24 protein-coding genes and 1 tRNA gene are annotated in these 26,092 nt (G+C 65.4%); 4 read left to right on the top strand and 21 right to left on the bottom strand.

Annotated elements, in window-relative coordinates:
- Nucleotides 1–9 precede the first annotated feature (9 nt).
- Entirely contained in the window at nt 10–1,107 is a 1,098-nt protein-coding gene (locus AB1K63_RS03330) for an SPOR domain-containing protein (protein ID WP_366958516.1), read from the bottom strand.
- Nucleotides 1,091–2,110 (bottom strand): lytic murein transglycosylase, encoded by a 1,020-nt coding sequence (locus tag AB1K63_RS03335; RefSeq protein ID WP_366958517.1) that lies wholly within the window; start codon nt 2,108–2,110, stop codon nt 1,091–1,093. The genes AB1K63_RS03330 and AB1K63_RS03335 overlap by 17 nt, the downstream gene beginning before the upstream one ends.
- A gap of 123 nt (nt 2,111–2,233) precedes the next feature.
- On the opposite strand from AB1K63_RS03335, the gene AB1K63_RS03340 reads away from it, so the two are divergent.
- Nucleotides 2,234–2,323 (top strand) — tRNA-Ser (locus AB1K63_RS03340).
- A gap of 16 nt (nt 2,324–2,339) precedes the next feature.
- Here the strand turns inward: AB1K63_RS03340 and AB1K63_RS03345 are convergent.
- The 6 genes from AB1K63_RS03345 to AB1K63_RS03370 form a co-directional block, all read right to left on the bottom strand.
- Complete coding sequence (locus tag AB1K63_RS03345) at nt 2,340–2,540, bottom strand: hypothetical protein (RefSeq protein ID WP_366958518.1); 201 nt, start codon at nt 2,538–2,540, stop codon at nt 2,340–2,342.
- 57 nt (nt 2,541–2,597) lie between these two features.
- Nucleotides 2,598–4,010, bottom strand: a complete 1,413-nt coding sequence (gene lpdA / locus AB1K63_RS03350; RefSeq protein WP_366958519.1) for a dihydrolipoyl dehydrogenase — start codon at nt 4,008–4,010, stop codon at nt 2,598–2,600.
- 260 nt (nt 4,011–4,270) lie between these two features.
- Nucleotides 4,271–4,678 (bottom strand): hotdog domain-containing protein, encoded by a 408-nt coding sequence (locus AB1K63_RS03355; protein WP_366958520.1) that lies wholly within the window; start codon nt 4,676–4,678, stop codon nt 4,271–4,273.
- Nucleotides 4,671–5,090, bottom strand: coding sequence for a hypothetical protein (locus tag AB1K63_RS03360; protein WP_366958522.1), 420 nt, complete (start codon nt 5,088–5,090; stop codon nt 4,671–4,673). The genes AB1K63_RS03355 and AB1K63_RS03360 overlap by 8 nt, the downstream gene beginning before the upstream one ends.
- Before the next feature lie 5 nt (nt 5,091–5,095).
- Nucleotides 5,096–5,527 carry a hypothetical protein gene (locus AB1K63_RS03365; protein ID WP_366958523.1) on the bottom strand — a complete coding sequence of 144 codons (432 nt, stop codon included), beginning with the start codon at nt 5,525–5,527 and terminating at the stop codon, nt 5,096–5,098.
- 74 nt (nt 5,528–5,601) lie between these two features.
- Nucleotides 5,602–6,942, bottom strand: a complete 1,341-nt coding sequence (locus AB1K63_RS03370) for a pyruvate dehydrogenase complex dihydrolipoamide acetyltransferase (RefSeq protein ID WP_366958524.1) — start codon at nt 6,940–6,942, stop codon at nt 5,602–5,604.
- A gap of 139 nt (nt 6,943–7,081) precedes the next feature.
- Here AB1K63_RS03370 and AB1K63_RS03375 point away from each other — a divergent pair, with 139 nt between their 5' ends.
- On the top strand, nt 7,082–7,537 hold the full coding sequence (locus tag AB1K63_RS03375; RefSeq protein WP_366958525.1) for a universal stress protein: 456 nt from the start codon (nt 7,082–7,084) through the stop codon (nt 7,535–7,537).
- Between the two features lie 4 nt (nt 7,538–7,541).
- Here AB1K63_RS03375 and AB1K63_RS03380 read toward each other — a convergent pair whose 3' ends face one another.
- The 11 genes from AB1K63_RS03380 to radA all read right to left on the bottom strand — a co-directional run bounded on the left by AB1K63_RS03380 (nt 7,542) and on the right by radA (nt 19,917).
- The gene (locus AB1K63_RS03380; RefSeq protein WP_366958526.1) at nt 7,542–8,057 is read right to left on the bottom strand and encodes a peroxiredoxin-like family protein; all 516 of its coding nucleotides are present in this window, start codon (nt 8,055–8,057) and stop codon (nt 7,542–7,544) included.
- A 63-nt stretch (nt 8,058–8,120) separates the two neighbouring features.
- Entirely contained in the window at nt 8,121–10,424 is a 2,304-nt protein-coding gene (gene rnr, locus AB1K63_RS03385) for a ribonuclease R (RefSeq protein WP_366958527.1), read from the bottom strand.
- A gap of 23 nt (nt 10,425–10,447) precedes the next feature.
- Nucleotides 10,448–11,893, bottom strand: coding sequence for a M28 family peptidase (locus AB1K63_RS03390; protein ID WP_366958528.1), 1,446 nt, complete (start codon nt 11,891–11,893; stop codon nt 10,448–10,450).
- Nucleotides 11,894–11,939: 46 nt separating this feature from the next.
- A complete protein-coding gene (locus AB1K63_RS03395) occupies nt 11,940–12,527 on the bottom strand; it encodes a DUF805 domain-containing protein (protein WP_366958529.1) in 588 nt (195 codons plus the stop codon).
- A gap of 34 nt (nt 12,528–12,561) precedes the next feature.
- Nucleotides 12,562–14,103, bottom strand: coding sequence for an aminoacyl--tRNA ligase-related protein (locus AB1K63_RS03400; protein WP_366958530.1), 1,542 nt, complete (start codon nt 14,101–14,103; stop codon nt 12,562–12,564).
- A gap of 94 nt (nt 14,104–14,197) precedes the next feature.
- A complete protein-coding gene (gene phaR / locus AB1K63_RS03405) occupies nt 14,198–14,776 on the bottom strand; it encodes a polyhydroxyalkanoate synthesis repressor PhaR (protein ID WP_366958531.1) in 579 nt (192 codons plus the stop codon).
- Between the two features lie 74 nt (nt 14,777–14,850).
- Nucleotides 14,851–15,894 (bottom strand): alanine racemase, encoded by a 1,044-nt coding sequence (gene alr, locus AB1K63_RS03410; RefSeq protein WP_366958532.1) that lies wholly within the window; start codon nt 15,892–15,894, stop codon nt 14,851–14,853.
- The gene (locus tag AB1K63_RS03415; RefSeq protein ID WP_366958533.1) at nt 15,884–17,518 is read right to left on the bottom strand and encodes an MFS transporter; all 1,635 of its coding nucleotides are present in this window, start codon (nt 17,516–17,518) and stop codon (nt 15,884–15,886) included. The genes alr and AB1K63_RS03415 overlap by 11 nt, the downstream gene beginning before the upstream one ends.
- A gap of 53 nt (nt 17,519–17,571) precedes the next feature.
- Nucleotides 17,572–18,006 (bottom strand): iron-sulfur cluster assembly scaffold protein, encoded by a 435-nt coding sequence (locus tag AB1K63_RS03420; RefSeq protein WP_366958534.1) that lies wholly within the window; start codon nt 18,004–18,006, stop codon nt 17,572–17,574.
- Nucleotides 18,003–18,527 carry a CvpA family protein gene (locus AB1K63_RS03425; RefSeq protein ID WP_366958535.1) on the bottom strand — a complete coding sequence of 175 codons (525 nt, stop codon included), beginning with the start codon at nt 18,525–18,527 and terminating at the stop codon, nt 18,003–18,005. Before AB1K63_RS03425 ends, AB1K63_RS03420 begins: the two co-directional genes overlap by 4 nt.
- 13 nt (nt 18,528–18,540) lie before the next feature.
- Nucleotides 18,541–19,917 (bottom strand): DNA repair protein RadA, encoded by a 1,377-nt coding sequence (radA, locus tag AB1K63_RS03430; RefSeq protein ID WP_366958536.1) that lies wholly within the window; start codon nt 19,915–19,917, stop codon nt 18,541–18,543.
- Nucleotides 19,918–19,987: 70 nt separating this feature from the next.
- On the opposite strand from radA, the gene AB1K63_RS03435 reads away from it, so the two are divergent.
- Nucleotides 19,988–22,303 carry a patatin-like protein gene (locus AB1K63_RS03435; RefSeq protein WP_366958537.1) on the top strand — a complete coding sequence of 772 codons (2,316 nt, stop codon included), beginning with the start codon at nt 19,988–19,990 and terminating at the stop codon, nt 22,301–22,303.
- 3 nt (nt 22,304–22,306) lie between these two features.
- Here AB1K63_RS03435 and dnaJ read toward each other — a convergent pair whose 3' ends face one another.
- Together dnaJ and dnaK are read right to left on the bottom strand one after the other, a co-directional pair.
- Nucleotides 22,307–23,419 carry a molecular chaperone DnaJ gene (gene dnaJ, locus AB1K63_RS03440; RefSeq protein WP_366958538.1) on the bottom strand — a complete coding sequence of 371 codons (1,113 nt, stop codon included), beginning with the start codon at nt 23,417–23,419 and terminating at the stop codon, nt 22,307–22,309.
- Nucleotides 23,420–23,494: 75 nt separating this feature from the next.
- Nucleotides 23,495–25,426 carry a molecular chaperone DnaK gene (dnaK, locus tag AB1K63_RS03445; protein ID WP_366958539.1) on the bottom strand — a complete coding sequence of 644 codons (1,932 nt, stop codon included), beginning with the start codon at nt 25,424–25,426 and terminating at the stop codon, nt 23,495–23,497.
- Nucleotides 25,427–25,597: 171 nt separating this feature from the next.
- Between dnaK and AB1K63_RS03450 the strand changes: the two genes are divergently transcribed.
- Complete coding sequence (locus AB1K63_RS03450; RefSeq protein ID WP_366958540.1) at nt 25,598–26,080, top strand: copper chaperone PCu(A)C; 483 nt, start codon at nt 25,598–25,600, stop codon at nt 26,078–26,080.
- Nucleotides 26,081–26,092 lie beyond the last annotated feature (12 nt).

Raw genomic sequence — 26,092 nt, forward strand, 5'->3', positions numbered from 1 at the left:
GGCCGGCGGTCAGCCTGTCGTGAATACCTTGGCGTCGCTATAACCGGCAGCCCTGACCTTGGCGAGTGCCGCTTCGGCCTGTCCCCGATTGGCGAACGGGCCGGTGCGGACGCGGAAATAGGTGCCGGAACGCTCGACGAAGCCCCCGATCACCTTGGCGGCCCTGTCGGCATTGGCCCGATTGGAGAATGCCGCGGCCTGCACGACGAAGTTGCCAGGGGCAGCAGAGCGGACCGTGGCCGACGGACTTGCCGGGGCGGCGGACCGCGGGCGGGCTTCGCTGGTCTCGATCGCCAGCGGAGCGTATTGCGAAGGGCTACGCGGCGTCAGCGGCACTTCGCGCAGGGGCCGCAGGGGATAGTCGCTGTTGGCCTGTCGTTCCGGTGTCGACGGAAAAGCCCTGTCGAACGACCGGGCGGTATCGGCCTCCGCCGCGACCGACTGCGTCGGCGCGTTCACAGGTCGGGCAGGTGCCGCAGCGACCGTCGGCACAGGATCGGGACGCGGCTCGGGCGCGCTTCCGGCCTGTCGGGGGCCGGCGATATCCGCCCAGCCGCTCGCCGGGAGTTTCTCCGAGAGGACTGCCAGCAGTGCCTTGGGAGTTTCGAGCCTGGCCGGCGCCGAACCACCCTGCCGCAGCATGGCCTGCTCGACATCGGTCGGAAACACGCGGCGGATACGAATGGCGGCGCCGTCGGCGACACCCAGTTGCTGCGCCGCGGCGGGCGAAAGGCCCGCGAGACGCTCCGAGGTCATCGGCCCACGCCGGTCCACTCGTGCGAGGATGGTCCGGCCGTCCGTCAGCGAGGTGATCTCGACATAGCTCGGCAGCGGAAGCGTCTTGTGCGCGATGGATACGCCGGAGGCCTGACGGTCCAGTGCGGCGTAACCCAGCGCATCGTAATTCATCGTGTCGGCAGGGGTGTAGACCTCCCCGTCGACCGTGAACGGTTCGCCCAGCACGGTGCGTTCGGACGCCGCCAGCGGGGCCTCGTCGCCGGCGGTGCGGACCTCCAAGTAATCGCCGCCGCCGAAGCCGCAGCCGGTCAGGCCGAACACGCCTCCGATGGCCAGGAAACAGGCTTTCGCGTCATTGCGCAATCTCATCTGCAAGCAACCCCACACTCATCGCATAGTAGTTCGAGCAGTTGTATTCGAGGATAACCCTATAATTTGACGTTAAGGCCCATGCCCTGGTGCCGGGGCCGTCGGGCTGGAACAGGCTGACCAGCGTTTCGTCGGGCAGGTAGCCTTGCAGCGAAACGCCCAGCCGGCGCCATTCGGAAACGGGCTTGTACTCGCTGTGGCGCTCGTGGACGCGCGGGCACGTGGGGCCGACGATGGTGGAGCGGTACGCGTCGACGTCGAACCCGTCGGGCAGGAAGGCGCGCATGCCCCAGGGCTGGCCCCGTCGCCAGCCGGAATCCTCGAAATAGCGGGCGATCGAGGCAAGCGTGTCCGCCTGGTTGTTGAAGATGTCGGCCCGCCCGTCACCGTCGCCGTCCGTGGCCAGCCTGAGGTACACGCTGGGGAGGAACTGCGGATTGCCGAACGCCCCGGCCCAGCTCCCGACGAGGTCCGACCGGTCGTAGCCCTTGTCAGCGACCTTCATGAGAGCGATGAACTCGCCTTCGAAGAGCTCGCGCCGGCGGCCTTCCCATGCGAGCGTCGCGAGGGAGCGCGACAGGTCGAAATCGCCCTTGTAGCCGCCGTAATTGGTCTCGTGCCCCCAGATCGCCATCAGCACTTCGGCAGGCACACCGTAACGCTCCTCGATCCGGCTGTGGAGGTAGGCCGTGCGGGCGAAGGTCTCCCGCCCCCGCTGGATGCGCGTGGGGTTCACATGCGTGTCGAGATAGGGCTGGAGCCGGGGATAGCCGCTGCTGGTCGCGGAACCGGGCTGGCCCCGGTCGAGCTCGATCACGCGCATGTTGGGCGTCAGGCCTGCGGTCATCCGCCGGATCGTGCTTTCGCTCACCCCTTCGGCGCGGGCGCGCGCTTCCAGCTGTTCGACATAGGCGTCGAAGGAAACGTCCTGCGCTGCGATCTGCTGCGACGATGCGCCGGCGAGAAGGGCGACGAGGAAGATGGGGAGGTGGTTCAGCGTCATGCCCTGCTTGTCACACACCTTTTCTGTGCAGCCAATGAATTGCGACGGGTTGCCACAGAATTGTGCCATGCGGCTTTGTGGACGTGACAACCGGCCCGCCCGAGGCTAGCGGAACAGCACCGCGGACAGGTGGCAGAGCGGTTGAATGCACCGGTCTTGAAAACCGGCAAGGGTGCAAGCCCTTCGTGGGTTCGAATCCCACCCTGTCCGCCAGCCTTCCCCCGAAAGGTCAGCCTTCTTCCTCGTCCTGCTTCGGTGCGGCGTTCACGACGCTGCCCTTGGCGGGCTTCGACTTGTCGACCAGCGACTGGTCCTTGCGCTCCGTCTCCGGGTAGTCGTCAGCCTTGACCGAGGACTGGTTGATCAGCGCGCGGTGTTCCTTGATCGTCTTGCTGTCGGACGGCTTTTCGGGATCGGTACGTTCGGTCATGGAAACTCCTTTCCCTCGCAATGCCTGGCCGTGCGTGGCAGTTCCTCGTCTGCCGCGTCAGATGTGCAAAGCCCTGCCGTAGGCGCCCAGCACGCTTTCGTGCATGCTTTCGCTGATCGTGGGATGCGGGAAGACCGTCTGCATTAGTTCCACCTCGGTGGTCTCCAGCGTCTTGCCGACGACGAAGCCCTGGATCATCTCGGTCACTTCCGCGCCGACCATGTGCGCGCCCAGCAGTTCGCCGGTCTTCGCATCGAACACCGTCTTGCAGAAGCCCTCCGGCTCGCCCAGCGCGATCGCCTTGCCGTTGCCGATGAAGGGGAAGGTGCCCGCCTTCACCTCGTGGCCCGCTTCCTTCGCTTTCTCCTCGGTCAGGCCGACCGATGCGACCTGTGGGTGGCAATAGGTGCAGCCCGGTATGTTCGCACGGTCGAGCGGATGGGGATGTACGTCCTTGTTGCCCAGTTCCTGCGCGATGGCTTCGGCGCAGGTCACGCCTTCGTGGCTCGCCTTGTGCGCGAGCCAGGGTCCGGGCGTGCAATCGCCAATCGCCCAGAGACCCTTGGACTTCGTCCGCCCTAGCCCGTCGATCTGGATGAAGCCGCGATCCATTTCCGCCAGCTTCTCGACGCCGATGTCCTCCGTGTTGGGGACGATACCGATGGCGACGATGCAGTGGCTGAATTGGGTCTCGGTGGTCTTACCGTCCTTCGCCTTGATCTTCGCCTTTACGCCCTTGTCCGTGACATTGAGGTCCTCGACCCCTGCACCGGTCATGATGGTCATGCCCTGCTTGGACAGGCTCTTTTCGAGGAAGGCGGAGACATCCTTGTCTTCCACCGGCACGATCCGGTCGAGCATTTCGACCACGGTCACGTCCGCGCCCATGTCGTTGTAGAAGCTGGCGAACTCGATACCGATCGCGCCCGATCCGATGACCAGCAGCTTCTTCGGCATCTCGGCCGGCGTCATGGCGTGGCGGTAGGTCCACACGCGCTTGCCGTCGGCTTTCGCGAAAGGCAGGTCGCGCGCGCGTGCGCCGGTCGCCACGATCACATGCTTTGCAGTGAGCTTCTCTTCGCCCTTCTCCCCTTTCACGGTCAGCGAAGTCGGGCCGGTCAGCGTGCCCTCGCCCATGTGGACCGCGATCTTGTTCTTCTTCATCAGGTGCGTGACGCCCTGGTTCAGCTGCTTGGCGACGCCGCGGCTGCGCTTCACCACCGCTTCCAGGTCCGCTTCGATCTTGCCCGCGACTTTCAGGCCGTAATCACCGGCGTGTTCCATGAAGTGCTTGATCTCGGCAGAGCGGAGCAACGCCTTTGTCGGGATGCAACCCCAGTTGAGGCAGATCCCGCCTAGAAGTTCGCGTTCCACGATGGCGGTTTTCAGGCCCAACTGCGCACAGCGGATTGCCGCGACATAGCCGCCGGGTCCCGAACCGAGCACGATCACGTCGTAGTTTTCAGCCATGGCTACTCGTCTTTTCCTTGCATGCGTTTTCGGTGGCGGTCCGGGACATGGACCGCTCGAACGGGTTCAGAATCATGTGACTTTTGCGCGTTCTCCGGGGGCAGAGCGGGCCGGCGGCAGCGTCACGGTGTGGCTTTGCGGAACAGCCGAAAGTCACGGGCCGATCGCGGGAAGTCGCGCCGGGATTGCGGGATCGCTCGAACGTCACCGGCGGGGCATAGCGCATCGGATAGCCTGTAGGACAGCGTGTTGGTGGGCGATCACGCATCGTTCTCGGGAACGGGCTGTGCTGCCTCCGCGCGGGCGCGCACGGGGCGCGGCTTGTCGTCGTCCCCGAGCAGGACGAACTTGAACGTGCCACCCGCCACCTTGACCGTGACCTCGCCATTGCGCTCACGCGCGATTGCTTCGGCGACGATGGTAAGGGAGGTGCGACCGTATCGCTCGACCTCGCAGAAGACCGACAATTCGTCGCCCACGTCCATCGCGCCGGGAAAGGCGAAGTCGGTTGCGGAAACGACAACGGCCTTGCCCTCCCCCTCGCGGCTCGCCAGCGCCCCGGCGCCGAGCGCCATCTGGCTCATCAGCCAGCCGCCGAAGACACCGCCATAGGGATTGGTATCGGCCGGCATGGCCGTCGCACGGATCATCAGGTGCCGGTCAGCCAAGCTGCATCGCCTCCACCGGCGCGGCGAGCGCGATCGACAGGGCGATCGTGAGAACGATCGCGACAATGACCTTGGCGTCGACCTTGGTCGTGATCCCGCCCATGGTGATGAAGAAGTTGTTGAACAGTCGCTTGGGCAGCATGAACAGCGCCGCGAAAGTGAGCAGGTAGATCGCCAGCCACCAGACCGGGTCGCCAGCCGCCACGAGGTTCGCCAGCAAAGCGCCCGCTAAGTTCGGGATGATCAGCATCACGCCCGCGGCCGCCGCGAAAAACATCTGGATGGCGAGTTGCCCGGGCCAGAAGGACACCGGGTACTGGCGCAGCTGCGCATTGGCGAGACCCATCGCGAGCGCCATGCCGGCGGGCACCAGGAGCGGGAGGAAGAAAGCGAGCCAGAGGGACAGGTACATCGCGATCAGCCCGCCTTACCGGTCACGTAATCGGCATCCACCCAACCCTGCCTGCAGGGACCGGTGTAATTACGTTCGCCTTCCGCCGTGCCGCGCAGTTCGCAATCGGTCGCGCCGTTGGCGGGGCCCGAATAGATCACAGCGTTCCAGCCGTTCTCGGTACTGCAGACGAACACCTCCTGCCCGTCTTCCAGCCGATCCCGTTCCTTGACCAGCGTGCTCGGCGCATCGCGTACGGAAAGGTACTCGATATCGGCATCGGCGAGGCCCGCGACCACGCCCGATTGCTGGCAGGACATGGTCCCCGGCCCACCGGCACCGACACGGATCGGCTTGGGTATCGGGCCGTCATATCCGGCCGTCGCCGCGCCTTGCGATGCGCCATCGTCCGGCATTGCACCGGATGCATTGGCGCCCGGCTGTGGCTCGCCGGTCAAGGCGGCTTCGTCGGACTGTTCGCTGCAGGCTGCGGCAAGGAAGGCAAGTGCCGCGATAGCGAGGCTCGCCCGCCTCATACGACGAGCCCCAGCGGTTCCTCGCAAAGCTGCTTGAACGCCGCCATCAGCTTCGCGCCGTCCGCGCCGTCGATGGCGCGGTGATCGAAGCTGCCGCTGGCGGTCATCACGGTCGCGACACCCAGTTCGCCGTCCACGATGTAGGGCCGCTGTTCACCGGCGCCGACGGCCATGATCATGCCGTGGGGCGGATTGATGACCGCGTCGAACTGCTTGATTCCGAACATGCCGAGATTGGAAATGCTGGCGGAGCCGCCCTGGTACTGGTGCGGCTGCAACTTGCCCTCCCCGGCCTTTTCCACAAGGTCCTTCATCTCGGTCGAGATCTGGGCGAGGCCCTTGGTATCGGCGTGGGTCACGATCGGCGTGATCAAGCCCTTGGGCGAGGCGACCGCGACGGCCACGTCGGCGCGCGTGAAGCGGTGGAGCGTCTCGCCCTGGAAGCTGACATTGCATTGCGGTTCGCGCACCAGTGCGCGCGCCAGCGCCTTGATCAGCATGTCGTTGACGGAAAGTTTCACGCCATCGGGTTCGAGCGAGGCGTTGAGCTGCTTGCGCAGGTCGAGCAACTTGTCGAGGCGCACGTCCACCGAGAGGTAGTAGTGCGGAACGGTCTGCTTCGCTTCGGTCAGGCGCTTGGCAATGACCTTGCGGACATTGGAGAGCTTTTCTTCCTCGAACGGGGTGCCGCCATCCGGCTGACCGGACGCCTGAGAGCCCTGGGCGGCAGGCGCGGAGTCCTTCTCCGCCTTGGCAGCGGATGCCGCCTGCGGTTTCGCATCCTCCACATCGGCCTTGACGATCCGGCCGCGGGGGCCGCTGCCTTCGATGGTCGCAAGATCGAGGCCCTTCTGGTCCGCGATACGCCGTGCGAGCGGCGAGGCGATGATGCGCTTGCCATCCTGCACCGGTGCGGCAGGCGCTTTCGTCGTTTCCTGCGAGGGCTTGTCCTTGGCATCGCCGCTCGATGCGGGGGCCGGGGCGGGCTGGTCGTTGGAAGTCTTTTCCGAAGCGGAAGAGGTGTCGGCCTTTCCGTCCGACTTGGTGTCGCTGCCGCCGGATGCATCCGCGGAAGCGACGTCGGACACGTCCTCGCCCTCTTCCGCGAGGATCGCGATGACAGTGCCGACGGCCACGTTCTCGCTGCCTTCCGCGACGACGATCTTGGCGAGCGTGCCCTCGTCGATCGCTTCGAACTCCATCGTCGCCTTGTCGGTCTCGATCTCGGCGATGATGTCGCCCGGCTCGATGCTGTCGCCTTCCTGCTTCAGCCATTTCGCCAGGGTGCCTTCCTCCATCGTGGGGGAAAGGGCGGGCATCTTCAGTTCAGTCGGCATGCATGCTCCGGTTCAGGGGGCGCAGTTTGCGTGTGGCGTGCTTTGCCGACTTGCGTGCGCGCGGGCAAGGTTCTTGCGTGTGTTTACGTTTGCGCTGATACTGGCGCAAAGGCTTCGGCACGCAATCGTGGGATGGGACATGCGGGCATATCTGGTCGTGATGGATGAAACGGCGGAAGCGCAGAAGGCGCTGCGCTTCGCATCGCATCGCGCGATGAAACTTGGCGACACGGTGCAGATACTGGCGCTCGTGTCGCAGCAGAACTTCAATGCCTTCGGCGGCGTGCAGGCGACGATCGAGCAGGAAGCGCGCGACCGGGCCGAAGTGCTGGCGAGCAGCGCAGCCGGCAGCATCTTTTCCGAAAGTGGCAAGATGCCGACGATCACGGTGAAGGTCGGCGAGTGGCAGGCGGCGATCCGCGAATACCTGTCCGAGCACCCGGAAGTCATCGCGCTGGTGCTGGGTGCGGCGGAGGACGGTTCGCCCGGCCCCCTGATCAGCCATTTTTCCGCGCATTCGGGCAATCTGCCCTGCCCCCTCTACATCGTGCCGGGGCACTTCACGAACGAACAGATCGACGAACTCGCCGCCTGACCGGTCAGGTCAGCGTACCGCGCGCCGGATAATCGTTCTCCAGCACGTAATCGATTCCTTCCAGCAGCTTGTCGAGCGGCGGGCGGGCGAACGGGCCGCTCTGCACGGCCGCGAAAAACAGTTCCTGCTCCGGCGTGATGAGGAAGATGCCGGGTTCGGAGAACACCTCCGGCTCGTCGCTGTCGGGGCGCTTTTCCGAAATGTAGAGGCCCCATTTGCGGGCTTCCTCCTCCGGCAGGTCGTAGACGAGCGGCAGGTCGCCGGTCTTCCATTCCTCGTCGACCGTCATGGCACGCTCCTTGTCGTCCATGCTTATCGCGAAGGGCGAGATGCCGCGCTTCGTGAATTCCTCCAGCTTGCCTCCGAGCTCCTCAAGCTGCGACTTGCAGATCGGGCAGTGCCTGCCGCGGTAGAAGACCAGCATCGTAAGGTTGTCGGGACTCTGCTTGGCGAGTTCGAAACGGGCCTGGATCGTCAGGGGCAGATCGATGTCGGGGACCTTCTGGCCGGGCTTCAGCATGGGCAATTCTCCGTGTGGGGGTTTCACCCAACAATGCGAGGCTGGAGCGCCTGTTCCGGCCGGCTATCGCTTGCCCCGACCCTGGTGCCGGATATTGCCGGGCCGTCCGCGCTTGCCCGTCTTGTACTTGCCCTTGGCAGCCGGTCCCTTGCCGCCGCCCTTGTGCCGGGGCGGCGGGCGGTTGCCGCGCGTCTCGATCGCATTGCCGTCGCTGTCCAGCGGCACGAACTTGAGCGCGCCCGTCAGCGGGTTCGCCTCCCCCAGCTTGAGCTTCAGCTTGTCGCCAGTAGTGTAGCTGGTGCCGCTGTCCTCTCCGATGAGTGCGCGCGCGGCCTCGTCATACCGGAAATGCTCGCGGCCGAGCGTCGACACCGGGACGAGCCCGTCGCCGCCCAGCCCCACGATGGTCGCGAAGAAGCCGAAATTCTGGACACCCGTGATCCGCGTCTCGAAGGTTTCGCCCACGCGCCCGGCCAGCCATGCGGCGACGTAGCGGTCGATGGTGTCGCGCTCCGCCTCCATCGCGCGGCGTTCGGTCTGGCTGATCGCGTCGGAAATCTTCGCCAGGTCGGCGCGGTCGGTTTCGGACAGGCCGCTCGCCTCGGGAAGCTTCCCGTGGGGTTTGGGCTGTTCGAGCTTGAAGGCATCGACCAGCGCGCGGTGCACCAGCAGGTCGGCATAGCGCCGGATAGGCGAGGTGAAGTGCGCATAGCTGCCGAGCGCGAGACCGAAATGCCCGGCATTGGCAGGCCCGTAATAGGCCTGCGTCTGGCTGCGCAGGACCGCTTCCATGACCTGCGCCTTTTCGGATTCGTCCGAGACGTCCTTCAGCATCCGGTTGAACAGACCGGGCGTGATGACCTGGCCTAGCGCCAGCTTGCGACCGAAAGTCTCGAGATATTCGCGCAGCGCGATCAGCTTCTCGCGGCTCGGCGGTTCGTGGATGCGGTAGACGACCGGCGCGGTCTTGCTCTCCAGCGCCTTTGCCGCCGCGACATTGGCGGAGATCATGAAGTCCTCCACCACGCGATGCGCATCCAGCCTTTCGCGCACGGCGATCTCGGCGATCTTGCCCTTCTCGTCGAGGACCACCCGACGTTCCGGCAGGTCCAGTTCCAGCGGATCGCGTGCGTCGCGGGCGGAGGCCAGGGCCTTCCACGCGGACCAGAGATGCTGCAGGTTCTCGCCAGCGCGGTCCTCGTCGATCCGGGCCTGTGCCTCTTCGTAGGCGATGACCTCGTCGATCCGCACCAACGCGCGGGTGAAGCGGTGGCCGGTGATTGTGCCGTCGGCGGAAATGGTCAGGTGGCACGCCATCGCCGCCCGGTCTTCGCCGGCGCGCAGCGAACAGACGTCCGCGCTCAGCACCTCGGGCAGCATCGGGACCACGCGGTCGGGAAAATAGACGGAGTTGCCACGCTTGCGCGCCTCGCGGTCGAGCGCGCCGCCGGGGCGAACGTAGAAGCTGACATCGGCAATCGCGACGAGCGCGTTGAAGCCGCCATTGCCGTCGGGTTCCGCCCAGATGGCATCGTCATGGTCGCGCGCATCCGCCGGGTCGATCGCGACGATCGGCAAGTGGCGCAGATCCTCGCGATGCTCCGCGCTGAGGTCCAGCTTCGCGGCGCGCTCTGCTTCTTCGATCGCGGCATCGGGGAAGACGTGGGGAATGCCGTGCTTGGAAATCGCGATGAGGCTGAAGCTTTTGGGCGCAAGCGGGTCGCCGTAGATCTCGACCACCTTGACCCCGGCGCGCGGGCTGCGGCCGGACCGTTCGGCCAGGACCAGCTGCCCCGCTTCCGCCCCGGCAAGGTCGCTGATGGGCGATGAACTGCGCACGCGTTTGTCGGTGGGTGCGAGCCACGCCTTGCCGCTGCCGTCGATCTCGACCACGCCCAGGAGGCCTTCGGTCTTTTGCGGCAGCTTCTTCATCACATGCGCGATCCATCCGCGCCCGGTCTCTTCCGTGCGTGCCAGCACCCGGTCGCCGACCTTGAGCGCTGCATGCGCCTTCTTGCCGCGCTTGCTCTCGATGAGTCGCAGGCGGGGCGGTGTCTCCCCGCTATCGGGTTGCCAGCTTTCCGGCACGGCGAAGGGATCGCCGTCCTCGATCTCCGCAACGCGCAGGACGGTCACCTTGGGGACCCCGCCCATGCGATGATAGGCGGTCTTCTTGCCGTCGATCAGGCCCTCTTCGGCCATGTCCTTGAGCAGGCGCTTGAGAGCGATCTTCTCCTGCCCCTTCAGCCCGAAGGCCTTGGCGATTTCCCGCTTGCCCGCGGGCGTTTCCGACGTCTGGATGAATTCGATTACCTGTTCGCGCGATGGCATTCCGGCCACGCGCTGGTTCTTTTTTTGATTTGTCATGTGCCCCTCATATGGGGGCGGGCCTAGTCGCTGTCATCCTCGGATGCGGAAAGCGGTTCGAAGGCCCCGCCCGGAACGGCGCTGGCAGCGGGCGAGCAATAACCGGCATTGCAGGCCCGGACCCCGAAGATCCAGTCGTCCCCGCGCAGGTCGGCAGTGTAAGTGAAGGTCCCCCCTTCCGCAGCAGCGCTGCCATTGGCCGACACTGGTCTGTCGAGATAGGTCAGCCCGATCGGCTCCGGCCAGTCGGGTTCGTTTGTGCGACGCGCCAGCACTTCGTAGATCTGCGCACCCGGCACCGCTTTCCACGTGATTTCGGTATCCACGCGGACGGCTGCATCGGCCGTCACTTCGGGCGGCATCGGTGCCATGGCAAGCCGGTGCAGCGCGCGCACGTTCAGTTGCGATGCGCGGGTGAGGTAGGTCCAGTCGAGTTCGTCGATCGTGTCGCCATAAGTCACGCCATCTTCGGTGCGCAGGTCCTGGTGCTGGTGATCGTAATCCTCGACCGCGACAGTGATCCGCACGGCCGGATATCCTTTGTCGAGAAACGGGATCTGGTCCCCGCCCCGCCCCATCCTGTCCGTGCGCCAGATTTCGCGCACCTGCATGCCCGACGGCACATCGGTGGCGACATCGTCCAGCCAGCGGGACAGGTTGCGGCCCGGGCTGTCGTTCTCGCCGCCGAAGCGACGCTGCAACGCGCGCAGTTCCTCGGTCGAATCCGCCCGCAGGCCTTCGGAAAAGACCCGGACGTGTTCGGCATCGCAGAACCCGTCTGACCCGCAGCTGTTGCCGATCATGTCGTTGTTGAGCACGGCCTTCACCCTCATGCCCTGCTCCTCGACCCAGTCGGCCAGGATCTGCGCGCCGTAAAGGCCCTGCTCCTCGCCGGTCAGGAGAGCATAGATGATGGTGGACGGGTATTCCTGCTGCGAAAGGATGCGCGAAGCCTCCAGGATCATGATGCTGCCGGACCCGTCGTCGTTCGCACCCGGGGAATCCGCCGTTGCGTTCATCACGTCCGACACGCGGGTATCGTAATGGCCTTGCACGATGATGACTTCGTCCGGGCGTTCGGTGCCGCGCTGGATGGCGACCGCGTTGCGGATGAGCGTATCGGTGGGGATACGCCGGCCGTCGGCCTCCACCACGCGCTCGACCGATTGCACGTCCAAGCAATTACCGCACCGGCTGCCGATCCTCCGGAATTCGTCCAGCGCCCAGTTCACCGCTGCTCCGACGCCGCGTTCGGGATCGGTTTGCGTGGAAAGGGTATGGCGCGTGCCGAACCCGACGATCGTGTCCATGTCGGCCCGCAGCCGATCTTCCGAAACCTGTGCGGCGAGGCGGTCCGTCAGCTCCGTGCCGTCTTCGCCAGCGGTCTGCGATGCTTCGGACTGGGCCTGGACGGCCTGCGGGGCGGTGCCTGCCAGAAGCAGGGCGAACAACGAAAGATGCCTGATCATGCTTCCTTTTCGCGTGCGAAGGCACGCTTGGCAAGCATCGCTTCGGTCAGGCGCCGACCGGCTCCGGGCCATATCGGTTTGGGCCTTCGTCCGACTTCATGACGCCAAAGACAATCACCACCAGGTAGCCAATATAGGACAGCGCGCTGTAGGCGTAGAGTTCGCTCTGCCGCGCCATGGTGTCCGCCGGGCTGCCGGGCGTCATGCTCGCCTGCATCACGGCCAGCACATCGTCCAGGTACGCGTAATTGTAGAGGGCGGATCCGAAGACCGGAACGTAGGCGGCCAGCAGCCACCAGCCGCTCTTGCCGGAATCGTGCAACCGCCTGACGAAGGAGGCCGCGAACAGGATCCCCGACACGATCGTGACAGCCAGACCGACCAGCACCTGTCGCTCCATCATGCCCGCCATGTTGCCGAGCATCATGCGTTCGAGGTCCTCGGGCTGGGCGCCGGACTGGCCCGCATCGAATGCGGCGGAAAACATCTCGAAATAGACAGGCGCGATGGTGATGATCGATACCGCGAACTGCAGGACCACCAGGAACAGCAGGTAGAGCCAGAAGGTCGAACGCGCATCGCGGCCCGAAAAATTGAACAGGTTGCGAAGACTGTATCCGATGCTGCCGATCATTTGCGTTTCCCCCTTGGCTCTCGATCCGTGAGTGTCAGTACGCCCTGGCGAGCAGGATCCGCTCCTTGGCCGGACCGCCGCCGAAGATGCAGGTCCCGTCCGCCGGGGCAGAGCCTGCAGGAACGTTTCGGATGGTCAGCTTCAGCGCTTTCAGCCGTTCCACGACCGCTTCGAGTTCCGCACCCGTAGGCCGCGACCATTGCACTTCCACCCAGCCGGGGTAGCAATTGCCTTCGGTGAAATGCGCCTCGACCTCGTCGAAACCGGTGACGCCGCGCGTGATGCGCTCGTCGCGGAATTGCCGTGCCGCATCGTACAGCGAGTGCTGGATGTCCTCTAGCAGCTGGCCGATCTGGGCCGAAGCGTCGGAATGCGAGGGTGCCTGGAAATCGGGCTTGCCGTTCTCCGCCCAGAGGCGGTCGCGCCGCAGCAGGCTGACGACGCCGTTTTCCATGTCGCGTCCGCCGACCTCGATGATGACGGGCGCGCCCTTGCGGACCCAGTCCCAGCGCTTGGCGGCCGCCTTGCCCGGTTTCAGATCCAGCAGGACGCGCACCGGTTCGCCCAAAGCCGACTGCCGCGCCATCGCATCGCGCAGCGTCTCGCAATAGGCGATAAGCGCATCGTCTTCGGGCTTGTCGCGCAGCATGGGCAGGATGACGACCTGCCACGGGGCGATCGTGGGCGGCACGCGCAGGCCATCATCGTCGCCATGAGTCATGATGACGCCACCGACCATGCGCGTCGAAACGCCCCAGCTGGTCGTGTGGCACAATTGCTGCGTGCCCTCGCGGTCCTGGTAGCGGATGCCCGAAGCCTGTGCGAAATTGGTGCCGAGATAGTGGCTGGTCCCGGCCTGCAGCGCCTTGCCGTCCTGCATCATCGCTTCGATGGACCAGGTTTCGACGGCGCCGGGGAAACGTTCGTTCTCGGGCTTTTCGCCGGCGACGACCGGCATGGCGAGGTCTTCTTCCGCGCAGGCACGATAGACCTCCAGCATGGTCATGGTGTGGTCCTGCGCCTGTTCCCTTGTCTCGTGGGCGGTGTGGCCTTCCTGCCAGAGGAACTCGCTGGTGCGCAGGAACATGCGGGTGCGCATTTCCCAGCGTACCACGTTGGCCCACTGGTTCGTCAGCAGCGGCAGGTCGCGCCAGCTCTGCACCCAGCGCGCCATCGCATCGCCGATGATCGTCTCCGACGTGGGACGCACCACGAGAGGTTCTTCCAGCTTCGCTTCGGGATCGGGGATCAGGCCCCCTTCCCCGTCGGCGATGAGGCGGTGGTGGGTGACCACGGCCATTTCCTTCGCGAAGCCTTCGACATGCTCGGCCTCCCGCTCGAAATTGGACAGGGGGATGAAGATCGGGAAATAGCAGTTGTCGTGGCCCTTGGCCTTGATCCGCGCGTCCAGCAGGCGCTGGATGCGTTCCCAGATGCCGTACCCCCACGGCTTGATGACCATGCAGCCGCGCACGCCCGATTCCTCGGCAAGGTCGGCGGCCGAAATGACTTCCTGGTACCAGGCTGCGAAATCGTCTGCGCGCCGGGTCGAAAGGGCGTGGCGGATGTTGGACACGGGGTGCGGTGCTTTCCTGGCTTGTGCGGATTCGAGAACCGCGCCCTAGCGCCCGCGCGGCTGCGAAGTCGAGAGGGGCCGGCGCATGCGCGCGCTATTTGCCCAGTTCGTCCAGCCTCTTCTGCATCGCGGCCATCTGGTCGCGCAGCGCCGCGATGTCGTCATCCTTCGCAGCCGGTTGCGCAGATTGTTTCTGGGCCGGGGGAGCGGTATCGGCCTGCCTCGATCCGCCGAGGCCGGGCATGAAGGCTTCGCCCATGGCGCGCATCATGGCCAGGTTGTTCTCCGCCAGCTTGGCCAGCGGATTTCCGGACATAAAGGCCTCCTGGAACTGCTCGCGGTTCTCGCGGAAGTTCTTCATGCTGGCCTCGAGATAGCTCGGCATCAGCGCCTGCATCGAATTGCCGTACATGGCGATCACGTCGCGCAGGAAGCTGACGGGCAGCATCTGCGCCCCGCCCGCTTCTTCTTCCATGATGATCTGGGTCAGGATGGATCCGGTGATGTCGTCGCCCGATTTCGCGTCGATTACCACGAACTCGGCCCCCTCGCGGGTCATCTTCGCAAGATCGTCCAGCGTGATGTAGCTGGAGGAACCGGTGTTGTAGAGACGGCGATTGGCGTACTTCTTGATCGTGATCGGTTCGTCGCTGCCGGGTTTGCGCTTTGCCATGTATGTCCATCCGAACGCTGCAGGAATTGCTGCACTAGCAGGTGCAGCATGTGCAGTGCAACAAGTGCGGAAATTCAGGCGCTTCCGAAGCGGGACCCGAGCGTGGTCAGCAGCTCGTATTGCGACAGCCCGGAAAGGCGCGCGGCGGTGGGGAGGTGGTACGGCAGGTCGAGCCAGTCCCCTTCGCGCAGGTCCGGCGCATTGCTCAGATCGACGACCACCATGTCCATCGACACGCGCCCCAGCAGCGGGACTTCCGTGCCCTGGTGAAGCAAATATCCCTCGCCACCCCAGCTGCGCAGGAAACCGTCGGCATAGCCGAGCGAGACGACGGCGATATCCATCGGCTGCGACGCGACGAAGGTGGCGTTGTATCCCACGCTCTCGCCCGGCGCGATCCGGCGGCGCTGGATGATGGCGGCTTGCGGGAAGGCGACCTGCGCGATGGCGTCTGCCAGCTCGCGTCGCGGTATCCCGCCATAGAGCGATAGGCCCGGGCGCGACAGGTCGAAGTGATACGCAGGGCCGAGCGCGATCCCGGCGCTGTTCGCGAGGCTGCGAAGGCGATGCGGGACCTGCCTCGCGACGCTCTCGAAAGCGGTCAGCTGCTGCGCGTTCATCGCGACGTCCTCGTCCGCGCAGGCAAGGTGGGACATCAGCGTGTCGATCTCCAGCCCGCGAATGGGCTCGCTTCCCCCTTCCGCCGGACCGATACCGAGGCGATTGATGCCGGTATCGACCATAAGGTGGCACGGCCCCCCGCCCGTATCGAGCCATATCGCAGCCTGATGCACGCTGTTGATGACCGGCAAGGCGCCAACGGCACGTGCATACTCGGCCTCCGCCGCATTGCCGATGCCATGCAGCACGGCGATCTGGCTGGCGGGGACATGCGCGGCCACGGCCTCCACCTCGCTCCAGTGCGCGACGAAGAAGTGCCGCGCGCCCGCCTCGCGCAGGACCGGCACGACGTGCTCGACCCCGAGCCCGTAGGCGTTGGCCTTTACCGCAGCGCCCGCCGTTGCAGTCCCGGACAAGCGATCCAGCGCGGTCCAGTTCGCGGCAAGTGCATCGGTATCGATCCGCAGCCTCAGTGTCGGAGGCGGACTAGTCGGCACGCGCTTCGAAATCCTTCGGCGGTCCGGCCGGCAGGCCCCACCAGGCGACGACCAGACCGAACGCGACCACGATCCATGTGTACCAGAGCCCGGCGTAAACGTCGCCCGTGCGCGCCACGATGAAGCCCGCAATCAGCGGCAGGAACCCGCCGAGATAGCCGGCGCCGATATGGTAGGGAATGGACATGGAACTGTAGCGGATCTGAGCGGGGAACATCTCTGTCAGGAGGGCGGCGACCGACCCATAGGTGAGCGCGGACAGCATGGCGAGGGCCAGCAGCAGTGCGAGGATGCCGAGGAGGTTCGCGAACGGCGGAGTCTGTGGTGTGAAGTCGAAGCCCGACGCGCTCAGCCGTGCCTGCAATCCGTCCCTGCGCGCCGCACCGTCCTCGAACCATTGCGCGTCCAGCGCGACGGGTTCGCCGCCGACCGTGAGAGCGAGATCGTCGGCATCCCGCACATCGTATCGCACGCCGCTGGCGGTCAGAGTCTCCAGGATTTTCCCGCAATCGGTCTGTTCGCGATCGAACAGGTCGGCGAAGGGATCGGTGACGCATTGCGGTCCGCTGACCACGACCGGGCTGCGCTCCGCCGCCTGCGCCAGTCCCGGATTGGCGAGATTGCCCATCGCCCAGAACAACGGGAATATGGCGAACAGGGTAAGCAGGGCCCCGATGATGATGGGCTTGCGGCGCCCGACCCGGTCCGACCAGCGGCCGACGATGACGTAGAAGCCCATCGAGATGAGCCCCGCCACGAGCAGGACGAGTTCGACCGTCAGCCCCTCCATCCGCATGTCGCGCTGCAGGAACGAGAGGCTGGAGAAGAACGCCGTGTACCAGATCGTCGTCAGGACACCGGTAATGCCGAACAGCGCCACGAAGATGCGCTTCTTGTTGCCCGGATAGGCGAAGCTTTCAACGAAGGGGTTGGACGCGGTCTGTCCGGCGGCCTTCATGGCCTTGAAGACGGGGCTTTCCGAAAGCTTCAGGCGCATCCAGAGGCTGATGCCTAGGAGGACGACGGACAATAGGAAGGGTAGTCGCCAGCCCCAGTCGCTGAAGGCTTCCTCCGGCATCAGGGCGCGGCAGGCGAGGACCACCATGATGCTGAGGACGAAGCCTCCGACGACGCTTGCCTGTATGAAGCTTGTATAGAACCCGCGCTTTTCGGGCGGAGCGTGCTCCGCGACATAAATCGCCGCGCCGCCATATTCGCCGCCCAGCGCGAGCCCCTGCAGGATTCGCAGGAGTATGACGATGGCAGGTGCGGCCAGCCCGATGGTCTCGGCACTGGGCACGAGCCCGACACCGGCCGTCGCTAGGCCCATCACGGTCACGGTCACGAGGAAGGTGTATTTGCGGCCGAGGCGATCGCCGAGATAGCCGAACAGGATCGCGCCCAAGGGCCGGAAGCCGAAGCCGATCGCGAAGCCCGCCCACACCAGCAGGATCTGCAGCGTCTCGTTGTCGCTGGGAAAGAACGCCGCGCCGATGAGCGCGAAGAGCGTGCCGTAGATGAAGAAATCGTACCATTCGAAAATGGTCCCCGCCGAACTGGCCGCGATGACGAGCCGGATTTCCTTCGCGCTCGGTTCGCGCTCGGCGGTATCGGTTGCATCCACCAGTCGGTCCCTCCCCTGTCTCGCTGCGGATAGTGCGCAGTCGTGAGGGAAAGCTACTGCGATGCTTCCCGCTTGGAAAGCGCCTGCTGCGCGGCCTTCCACGGCAGGATGATCGCGCCGTGACGCCCAGGATAGCCGCGCGCGTCGGTCAGGATTTCGATGCCCGGCCAGTCGGGGACGGCATCCTCGTCTGCCAGCCACCGCTCGAGTTGGTCGAGGGTCCGCGCCAGATCGTCTGACGAAGAGCCTCCGGCCGACCGGGCGAAGATGGCGGCCGCGGCCTGCCCGATGGCGCAGGCGCTGACCTCCAAGCCGATCGGGTCATCTGCGGCATTGCCGTAGCTGATCCGGACGACGCTCCCGCAACTGCGGGAGCGCGCATCGCCGACATGGGGAGCCGACGCATCGAACGGGTATCGCGCCAGCTCCACCGCGAGACCGAGAATTTCCGGAGTGTAGAGGGAGCCTGCGCTTCCGGCGCGGGTCAATTCCCGTCCTCGTCGTCGCTTCCGCGAAGCTGCGCGCGGCGCTGCTCGATCAGCTGGACCAGGCCATCGGCGCTGGCGTTGATGACCGGGTAGGTCCGCGCCGTGGTGATCCATGCCGGGCGACCGGCCACGCCCCAGACCGTATCATAGCCAAGGACGAGCAGGGAAAACGCAATCACGACGATAAGCGCGCCCTTCACAAGGCCGAAGCCGAAACCGAGCACGCGATCGACGGGACCGAGCACCGACTTGCGGGACGCTTCCCCCGCCCTGCCCGCGATGAGCTTCATCGCGGAATAGGGAATGAGGAGCAGCAGCACGAAGGCCAGGATGGCGGCGCCTGTCAGCTGTCCGATATAGGGAAGGAGGAAATCGGTGAGCGGCGTGTGGAGGTAATGTATCGCGAACATCGCGAGGATCCAGGACGCGAGCGAGAGCACTTCCTGCACGAGGCCGCGCATGAAGCCACCGACCGCGGCCACGCCCACGATCACCAAGACGATAATATCGAAGCCCGTCATGCCGTCCGCGGAATTAGGTCCGTCCCATCACCTGGTCAACGAGATTGGCCAACTTACTGAGACCACGGTAGTTAAGGTCCGGTGAATCGGACTTGCTGTCGGCCGTTTCGCGCGGACCGTAGCCGATACGGAAGCCGAGCTTGGCCGATTCGCGAAGCCGCAGGCCGGCATGGGCCACGGGACGGATTTCCCCCGCAAGCGAGACCTCGCCGAAGCACACGGCACCGGACTTGATCGGCGTGTCGGCCAGTGCCGAGACCAGCGCCGCGGCGACGGCTAGATCCGCCGCAGGGTCTGACAGGCGGTACCCGCCGGCGACGTTGAGATAGACTTCGGCTGTGCTGAAACTGAGCCCGCAGCGCGACTCCAGCACAGCCAGCAGCATGGCGAGCCGGCCGCTGTCCCAGCCCACCACGGCGCGGCGCGGCGTGGCGCCGCTCTGGAGCCGCACGATCAGCGCCTGTATCTCGATCAGGACCGGCCGCGTGCCTTCGAGCGCCGGGAACACCGCGCTGCCGGCCAGCGGCGTCTCGCGGCCGGAGAGGAACAGCAGGGATGGGTTGGCGACCTCCTCCAGGCCGGCGCCGGCCATGGCGAACACGCCGATCTCGTCGACCGCGCCGAACCGGTTCTTGATGGCGCGCAGGATCCGGTACTGGTGGCTGCGCTCCCCTTCGAAGCTCATCACCACGTCCACCATGTGTTCCAGCACGCGGGGGCCGGCGATGCTGCCGTCCTTGGTCACGTGACCGACCAGCACGAGGGCGCAGCCGTGTTCCTTGGCGTACCGGATCAGTTCGAAGGCGCATCCGCGGACCTGGCTGACCGTGCCGGGCGCCCCTTCGATCGTATCGGAATGCATCGTCTGGATCGAATCGATCACCAGGAAGGCGGGTGCTTCCATCGACTTCAGCGTCGTCAGGATATCGCGCACGGATGTCGCGGCCGCCAGCTTGATCGGCGCGTCCGCCAGTCCGAGGCGGGACGCGCGCAGCCGGACCTGCCCAGCGGCTTCCTCGCCGCTGATATAGACCGTCTGCCCGCCTGCCTTCGCGATGCTGGCGGCAGCCTGCAGCAACAGCGTGGATTTGCCGATGCCCGGATCGCCCCCCATCAGGATCGCGGAACCGGGGACCAGTCCGCCCCCGAGTGCGCGATCGAGTTCAGCAAGGCCAGTCGCGCGGCGCTTCAGGACCTCGCCCGGCGCATCCAGCGGTTCGAACTCTACCCGGCGACCGCCGCTGGAGAGATCGTGCTTCTGCGAAAAAACAGTAGCGGGTACGTCCTCCACCATCGTGTTCCATTCCGCGCAATCGGGGCACTGCCCCTGCCACCGCGCGGACACCGACCCGCAGGCCTGACAGACATAGCGTTTCTTCGGCTTGGCCATCCCCGGCCAATAAGCGGAACATAGGTGGAACGCAATTGCCTGTCGCGGATAATCCCGCCACTAAAGGCGGATGCGGCAGAAGGAACTCAGGATCGCGCTCGTCTGCTACGGCGGCATCAGCCTCGCGGTCTACATGCACGGCGTCACCAAGGAACTGTGGAAACTGGCGCGTGCCAGCCGCGCCTTTCTGGCGCACGAGCCGCGGGCCGAAGGGGTCCAAGGCGTCTATCGCGACCTGCTCGAATGCCTGGAGCAGGACCAGGGCGTGAAGCTGCGCGTCCTGCCCGACATCCTGACCGGCGCCAGTGCCGGCGGCATCAATGCCGTCTTCCTGGCGCAGGCCGTACATTCCGGCCAGTCGCTCGAACCGCTGACCGATCTCTGGCTGGAGAAGGCCGATATCGACGAGCTGGTCGATCCGGACGCGCGGCCCGTGTGGCGGTTCGCGAAATTCTGGGCGCAGCCGATCGCGTGGTGGGTCCTCAAGCAGCCGGGCAACATCGTGTCCGAAAGCGTGGCGGAGGAAACCCGCAGCGAAGTGCGCCGCAAGGTCTCGCAACTTGTCCGCGGGCGCTGGTTCCACCCGCCCTTTTCGGGCGACAATTTCACGCGGCTGCTGTTCGATGCGTTTGCCGCCATGGCCAAGGCGCCGGCCGACCAACCCCTGCTGCCGCCCGGCCACCCGCTCGACCTGTTCGTGACTGCGACCGATTTTCGCGGTCATCTGGAAAAGCTTCGCCTGCACAGCCCGCCCGTCGCCGAAGAAAGCGAGCACCGCATGCCGATCGGTTTCCGATCGCGCACACCCCGCGATCCGGGGACAGGGCTTGCCAACCCCCTCGAACTCACAATGGCGGCACGCGCGACGGCGAGCTTCCCGGGCGCGTTCCCGCCGCTCCAGCTGCGCGAGATCGATAGGCTCGGGGAACAGACCGACACTTCGTGGCCGCAGCGGGCCCGGTTCCTGCGCCGCATCATGCCGGCGCATCTCGACAAGGACATCGCGGAACAGGTTTCGCTGATCGATGGCTCGGTGCTCGTGAACAAGCCGTTCGACGGCGCGCTCGTCGCCCTGCACGGGCGTCCGGCACAGCGCGAGGTCGATCGCCGGTTCGTCTATATCGATCCGCGTCCCGACCGGTTCGGATCGCTAAAGGAGCCGAGCGACCAGCCGATCGGTTTCTTCGGGGCCATCTTTGGATCGCTGTCCACCATTCCGCGCGAACAGCCGATCAGGGACAACCTTGCGGTCCTGGAAGAGCAGTCGCGCGAGGCGGAGCAGCTGCGCCGGATGATCAAGGGCCTGCGGCCGCAGGTGGAAGCCACCGTGGAACGGCTTTTCGGCTACACGCTGTTCTTCGACCGGCCCACGACCAAGCGTCTCAAGGCGTGGCGCAACAAGGCGCAACAGGAAGCCGCCGTCCAGGCGGGCTACGCCTATCATTCCTATGCGCAGGCGAAGTTCGGCGCCATCGTGCGCAGCCTGGCCGACCTGACCCTGGCAGCAGCGCCCGATCTCGACCTGCCCGATGCAACGCCGATTGCCGATGCCTTCTTCACCGCGCTGGCGCGTACCGGGCTGGAGGGTCTGGCCGGCGAAAAGGGCGGCGCAAACGACGCCGCGATCGCGTTCTTCCGCGCGCACGACCTTGGTTTTCGGATACGGCGCCTTCGCCTCCTCAACCGCAGGCTGGCGCGCGACTGGGACGCGGATCCCGAACTTGACGACGAAGCGGTCGAGGCGGCCCGGGTGGCGATCTACGAGATACTGGAACTTTACCTGGCGCGCGAGGGCATCGCCAATCTCGGTCCCGACTTCGCGGCGCATGCGAGTGAGGTGCTGCACGACCCGGAACGGGTGCTGGACATGCTGGAAGAGCGGCGCCTGCTGGCCGACATCGACGAGAAGGCCGAGATCATGCTCGCCGAGGCGCTGGAAGCGATGCCCAAGGACCTGCGCCGCAAGATCCTGCTGACCTATCTCGGCTTCCCGTTTTACGACGTCGCCACCCTGCCGCTGATGCGCAACGAGGGGCTGACCGAGTTCGACCCGATCAAGGTGGACCGGATCAGCCCGGACGATGCGCGCAGCATCCGCGAAGGCGGGACCCGGGCGACGCTGAGGGGTATCGAGTTCTACAATTTCGGCGCATTCTTCAGCCGCGCCTATCGCGAGAACGATTACCTGTGGGGACGCCTGCACGGCGCGGAACGGATGATCGACCTCGTCTGCTCGACGCAGGACGGCGCGGTCGAACAGGACCGGTGCCGGCGGTTCAAGCGGCAGGCCTTCCTCGCCATCCTCGACGAGGAAGAAGACCGGCTGACCGCAGACCCGCAGCTGCTGGATCGCATCCGCAGGGAAGTGCTCGACAGGCTGGGCTGAGGCTCAGGCCCCGAAGGCTTCCTTGATGCGTTCGAAGAAGCCGCGGCTTTCGGGGCATTCGTCGCCGGTTTCGGTCTCGCGGAACCGTTCGAGGATCTCGCGCTGTTCGCGAGAAAGCTTGGTCGGCGTTTCTACCGTGACTTCCACGATCAGGTCGCCGCGCCCCCTGCCCTGCAGCACCGGCATCCCGCCGCCGCGAACCCGCAGCTGCTTGCCGGACTGGATTCCGGCCGGAATGTCCACCGAATGCGTGTCGCCGCCAAGGTCCGGGATTTCCACGCAGCCGCCGAGAGCAGCCTTGGTGAAACTGATGGGGACCCTCGTGAGGAGCGTGGTGCCTTCGCGTTCGAAGACCGTGTGCCGACGGACGTGGACGAAGATATACAGGTCGCCCGGAGGCGCCCCGCGCGGCCCTGCCTCGCCCTTGCCGGACAGGCGGATGCGGGTGCCGGTATCGACGCCCGGTGGTATTTCCACGTCGAGCTTCTGCTCGACATCGACGCGGCCTTCGCCGCGGCAGCTGTGGCAGGGCGTCTCGATCACTTCGCCGCGCCCGTGGCAGTTGGGACAGGGGCGTTCGACCACGAAGAAGCCCTGCTTGGCGCGGACCTTGCCGAAGCCGTTGCACAGCTGGCAGCCGCGCGTCCCGGTACCGGGCTCTGCGCCCGAGCCGCTGCATGTGTCGCAGGTCTGGGAAATCTCGACTTCGATCTGGGTCGACTTGCCATGGAAGGCGTCCTCCAGACCGATTTCCATGTCGTAGCGAAGATCGGCCCCGCGCCTTGCGCGCTGCTGGCCACCGGCCCCGCTAAAGGCGCTGCCGAAGATCGTTTCGAAGATGTCGCCGATATCGGCGAAGTCCTGCGGACCGCCGCCGCCCATGCCCTGCTGGAAGGCGGCGTGGCCGTACCTGTCGTAGGCGGAGCGCTTCTGCGGGTCCTTCAGGACCTCGTAGGCGGCGTTCACCGCCTTGAAACGCGCTTCGGCCTCGGCATTGCCGGGGTTGCGATCCGGGTGGTTGGCCATCGCCTGCTTGCGATAGGCGGATTTCAAGGTCGCGGCGTCGGCATCGCGGGAGACGCCGAGCAGTTCGTAGAGATCGGTCTCGGAAGACATAGCACTAGGACCCGACAGACCGACCGCCACCGATGCGCGCTGGCATCGATGGCGATCGTTCCGTCATCGGGCTGGTCAGCCCTTGTTGTCTTCGTCGACTTCGGAGAATTCGGCGTCGACGACATCGTCGTCGGCCGCGCCGTCCGAAGTGGCGTTGTCGCCGCCTTCGGCGGAACCGGCGGAGTTCGCCTGCTCCTTCTCGTAGATCTGCTGCCCCATCTTCATGGCAGCTTCGGTCAGGGCCTGCGCCTTGGCATTGATCGCGTCGACATCGTCGCCTTCCAGAGCGGTCTTCGTCTCGGCAATCGCGCTTTCGACCGCGGCCTTCGTATCGGCATCGACCTTGTCGCCATTCTCGTCGAGCTGCTTCTGGGTCGTGTGGACGAGGCTGTCCGCCTGGTTGCGCGCTTCGGCGCTTTCCCGGCGCTTCTTGTCCTCTTCCGCGAACTTCTCGGCGTCCTGGACCATCTGGTCGATGTCGGAATCCGAGAGGCCGCCGGACGCCTGGATCTTGATCGTCTGCTCCTTGCCGGTGCCCTTGTCCTTCGCATTGACGCTGACGATGCCGTTGGCGTCGATGTCGAAGGTGACCTCGATCTGGGGCACGCCGCGCGGTGCGGGCGGAATGCCGACCAGGTCGAAATTACCCAGCAGCTTGTTGTCGGCCGCCATCTCGCGCTCGCCCTGGAACACGCGGATGGTAACCGCCTGCTGGTTGTCCTCGGCCGTCGAGTAGGTCTGCGACTTCTTGGTCGGGATCGTCGTGTTGCGATCGATCATGCGGGTGAACACGCCGCCCAGCGTCTCGATACCCAGCGAAAGCGGGGTCACGTCGAGCAGCAGGACGTCCTTGACATCGCCTTGGAGAACGCCCGCCTGGATGGCGGCACCCATGGCGACGACCTCGTCCGGGTTCACGCCGGTGTGCGGGTTCTTGCCGAAGAAGTCCTTCACCACTTCGCGGACCTTGGGCATGCGGGTCATCCCGCCGACCAGGATCACTTCGTCGACGCCGCCCTTTTCGATACCGGCATCGGCCAGAGCCTTCTTGCACGGTTCGAGAGTGCGCTTGATGAGATCGCCGACAAGCTGTTCGAGCTTGGAACGGGTGATCGTTTCGACGAGGTGCAGCGGGGTGGAGCTGCCGCCTTCCATGCGTGCCGTGATGAAGGGCAGGTTCACTTCGGTGGAGGCCGAGCTGGAAAGCTCGATCTTGGCCTTTTCGGCCGCTTCCTTCAGGCGCTGCAGGGCCAGCTTGTCGCTGCGGAGATCCATGTTCTCCTTCGACTTGAACTGGTCGGCCAGGTATTCGACGATCGTGTTGTCGAAGTCCTCGCCGCCCAGGAACGTGTCCCCGTTGGTGGACTTCACTTCGAACACGCCATCGCCGATCTCTAGGATCGAAACGTCGAACGTACCGCCGCCAAGGTCATAGACGGCGATGGTCTTGCCGTCGTCCTTTTCGAGGCCGTAGGCCAGCGCAGCCGCGGTCGGCTCGTTGATGATGCGCAGCACTTCGAGGCCCGCGATCTGGCCGGCGTCCTTGGTCGCCTGCCGCTGCGCGTCGTTGAAGTAGGCCGGCACGGTGATGACGGCCTGCGAAACCGTTTCGCCCAGATAGCTCTCGGCGGTTTCCTTCATCTTCTGCAGGATGAAGGCGGAAATCTGGCTGGGGGAGTATTCCTCGCCGCCTGCCTCGACCCACGCGTCGCCGTTCTTGCCCTTCACGATGTCGTAGGGAACGATCTCCATGTCCTTCTTGGTCATGGGATCGTCGAACCGGCGGCCGATGAGGCGCTTGATCGCGAACAGCGTGTTGTCGGGATTGGTGACCGCCTGGCGCTTGGCCGGCTGTCCGATAAGGCGTTCCTGGTCCTTCGTGAACGCCACGATCGAAGGCGTGGTGCGCGCGCCTTCGGAGTTTTCGATCACCTTGGGCTTCGCCCCATCCATTACGGCTACGCACGAATTGGTGGTGCCAAGGTCGATACCGATAACTTTAGCCATGTATTCCCCGTGTCTTTGCATTGGTTGGACACCGCGCGCTTGGCTTCCCTGCGAGAGGCAAAACCGCTCGGCGGCTCGGATTATGCGGGCGATATAGGTGCACTTGTCCTTGGCACAAGAGAACCCGTTGGCTAGTCAGACGCACGGTTCGCCAACGGAGAATTCTCGACCATGACCACGCCGTGGAAACTCGCCCTCGCCCTCGGTCTCGCGGGCATTACCGCCTCCTGCGGGAGCCCCGAAAGCGAGGAGAAGGAAGCACCCGTTTTCACAAAGGTCCCTGCCGAGACGCAGGTGCAGAACGCGCGGCTGATCCTGCCCGCGGTCTCCGGCAATCCCGCCGCAGTCTATTTCGACATGACCTATGTCGGCGACGATGTCAGCCTGGACGGCGCCAGCGTCGAGGGGGCGGAGCGGACCGAGTTGCACGAACATGCGATGGTGGACGGCATGGCCCGCATGCAGGAAATGGACCCGTTGCCCCTGACCGGCGGGAACGCGTACAATTTCGAACCGGGCGGCAACCACCTGATGGTGTTCGGCGTCGGCGATGACCTCCAGGCCGGCGGCACGGCCCGCGTGACCCTGACGGCAGGCGACGCGACGGTGGCGCAATTCGACGCGGAAATCCGCGGCGCAGGGGAAGCGCGCTGAGCGAACACGGCA

Origin of the sequence: Qipengyuania sp. JC766 (genome assembly GCF_040717445.1) — a bacterium.
Classification (GTDB): domain Bacteria; phylum Pseudomonadota; class Alphaproteobacteria; order Sphingomonadales; family Sphingomonadaceae; genus JC766.

Excerpts from the sequence above, each read along its gene's own strand:
- AB1K63_RS03330 (WP_366958516.1), bottom strand. The coding sequence starts at position 1,107 with ATGAGATTGCGCAATGACGCGAAAGCCTGTTTCCTGGCCATCGGAGGC.
- AB1K63_RS03335 (WP_366958517.1), bottom strand. The coding sequence starts at position 2,110 with ATGACGCTGAACCACCTCCCCATCTTCCTCGTCGCCCTTCTCGCCGGC.
- AB1K63_RS03345 (WP_366958518.1), bottom strand. The coding sequence starts at position 2,540 with ATGACCGAACGTACCGATCCCGAAAAGCCGTCCGACAGCAAGACGATC.
- lpdA (WP_366958519.1), bottom strand. The coding sequence starts at position 4,010 with ATGGCTGAAAACTACGACGTGATCGTGCTCGGTTCGGGACCCGGCGGC.
- AB1K63_RS03360 (WP_366958522.1), bottom strand. The coding sequence starts at position 5,090 with ATGTACCTGTCCCTCTGGCTCGCTTTCTTCCTCCCGCTCCTGGTGCCC.
- AB1K63_RS03370 (WP_366958524.1), bottom strand. The coding sequence starts at position 6,942 with ATGCCGACTGAACTGAAGATGCCCGCCCTTTCCCCCACGATGGAGGAA.
- AB1K63_RS03375 (WP_366958525.1), top strand. The coding sequence starts at position 7,082 with ATGCGGGCATATCTGGTCGTGATGGATGAAACGGCGGAAGCGCAGAAG.
- AB1K63_RS03380 (WP_366958526.1), bottom strand. The coding sequence starts at position 8,057 with ATGCTGAAGCCCGGCCAGAAGGTCCCCGACATCGATCTGCCCCTGACG.
- rnr (WP_366958527.1), bottom strand. The coding sequence starts at position 10,424 with ATGACAAATCAAAAAAAGAACCAGCGCGTGGCCGGAATGCCATCGCGC.
- AB1K63_RS03390 (WP_366958528.1), bottom strand. The coding sequence starts at position 11,893 with ATGATCAGGCATCTTTCGTTGTTCGCCCTGCTTCTGGCAGGCACCGCC.
- AB1K63_RS03395 (WP_366958529.1), bottom strand. The coding sequence starts at position 12,527 with ATGATCGGCAGCATCGGATACAGTCTTCGCAACCTGTTCAATTTTTCG.
- phaR (WP_366958531.1), bottom strand. The coding sequence starts at position 14,776 with ATGGCAAAGCGCAAACCCGGCAGCGACGAACCGATCACGATCAAGAAG.
- AB1K63_RS03425 (WP_366958535.1), bottom strand. The coding sequence starts at position 18,527 with ATGACGGGCTTCGATATTATCGTCTTGGTGATCGTGGGCGTGGCCGCG.
- radA (WP_366958536.1), bottom strand. The coding sequence starts at position 19,917 with ATGGCCAAGCCGAAGAAACGCTATGTCTGTCAGGCCTGCGGGTCGGTG.
- AB1K63_RS03435 (WP_366958537.1), top strand. The coding sequence starts at position 19,988 with ATGCGGCAGAAGGAACTCAGGATCGCGCTCGTCTGCTACGGCGGCATC.
- dnaJ (WP_366958538.1), bottom strand. The coding sequence starts at position 23,419 with ATGTCTTCCGAGACCGATCTCTACGAACTGCTCGGCGTCTCCCGCGAT.
- dnaK (WP_366958539.1), bottom strand. The coding sequence starts at position 25,426 with ATGGCTAAAGTTATCGGTATCGACCTTGGCACCACCAATTCGTGCGTA.
- AB1K63_RS03450 (WP_366958540.1), top strand. The coding sequence starts at position 25,598 with ATGACCACGCCGTGGAAACTCGCCCTCGCCCTCGGTCTCGCGGGCATT.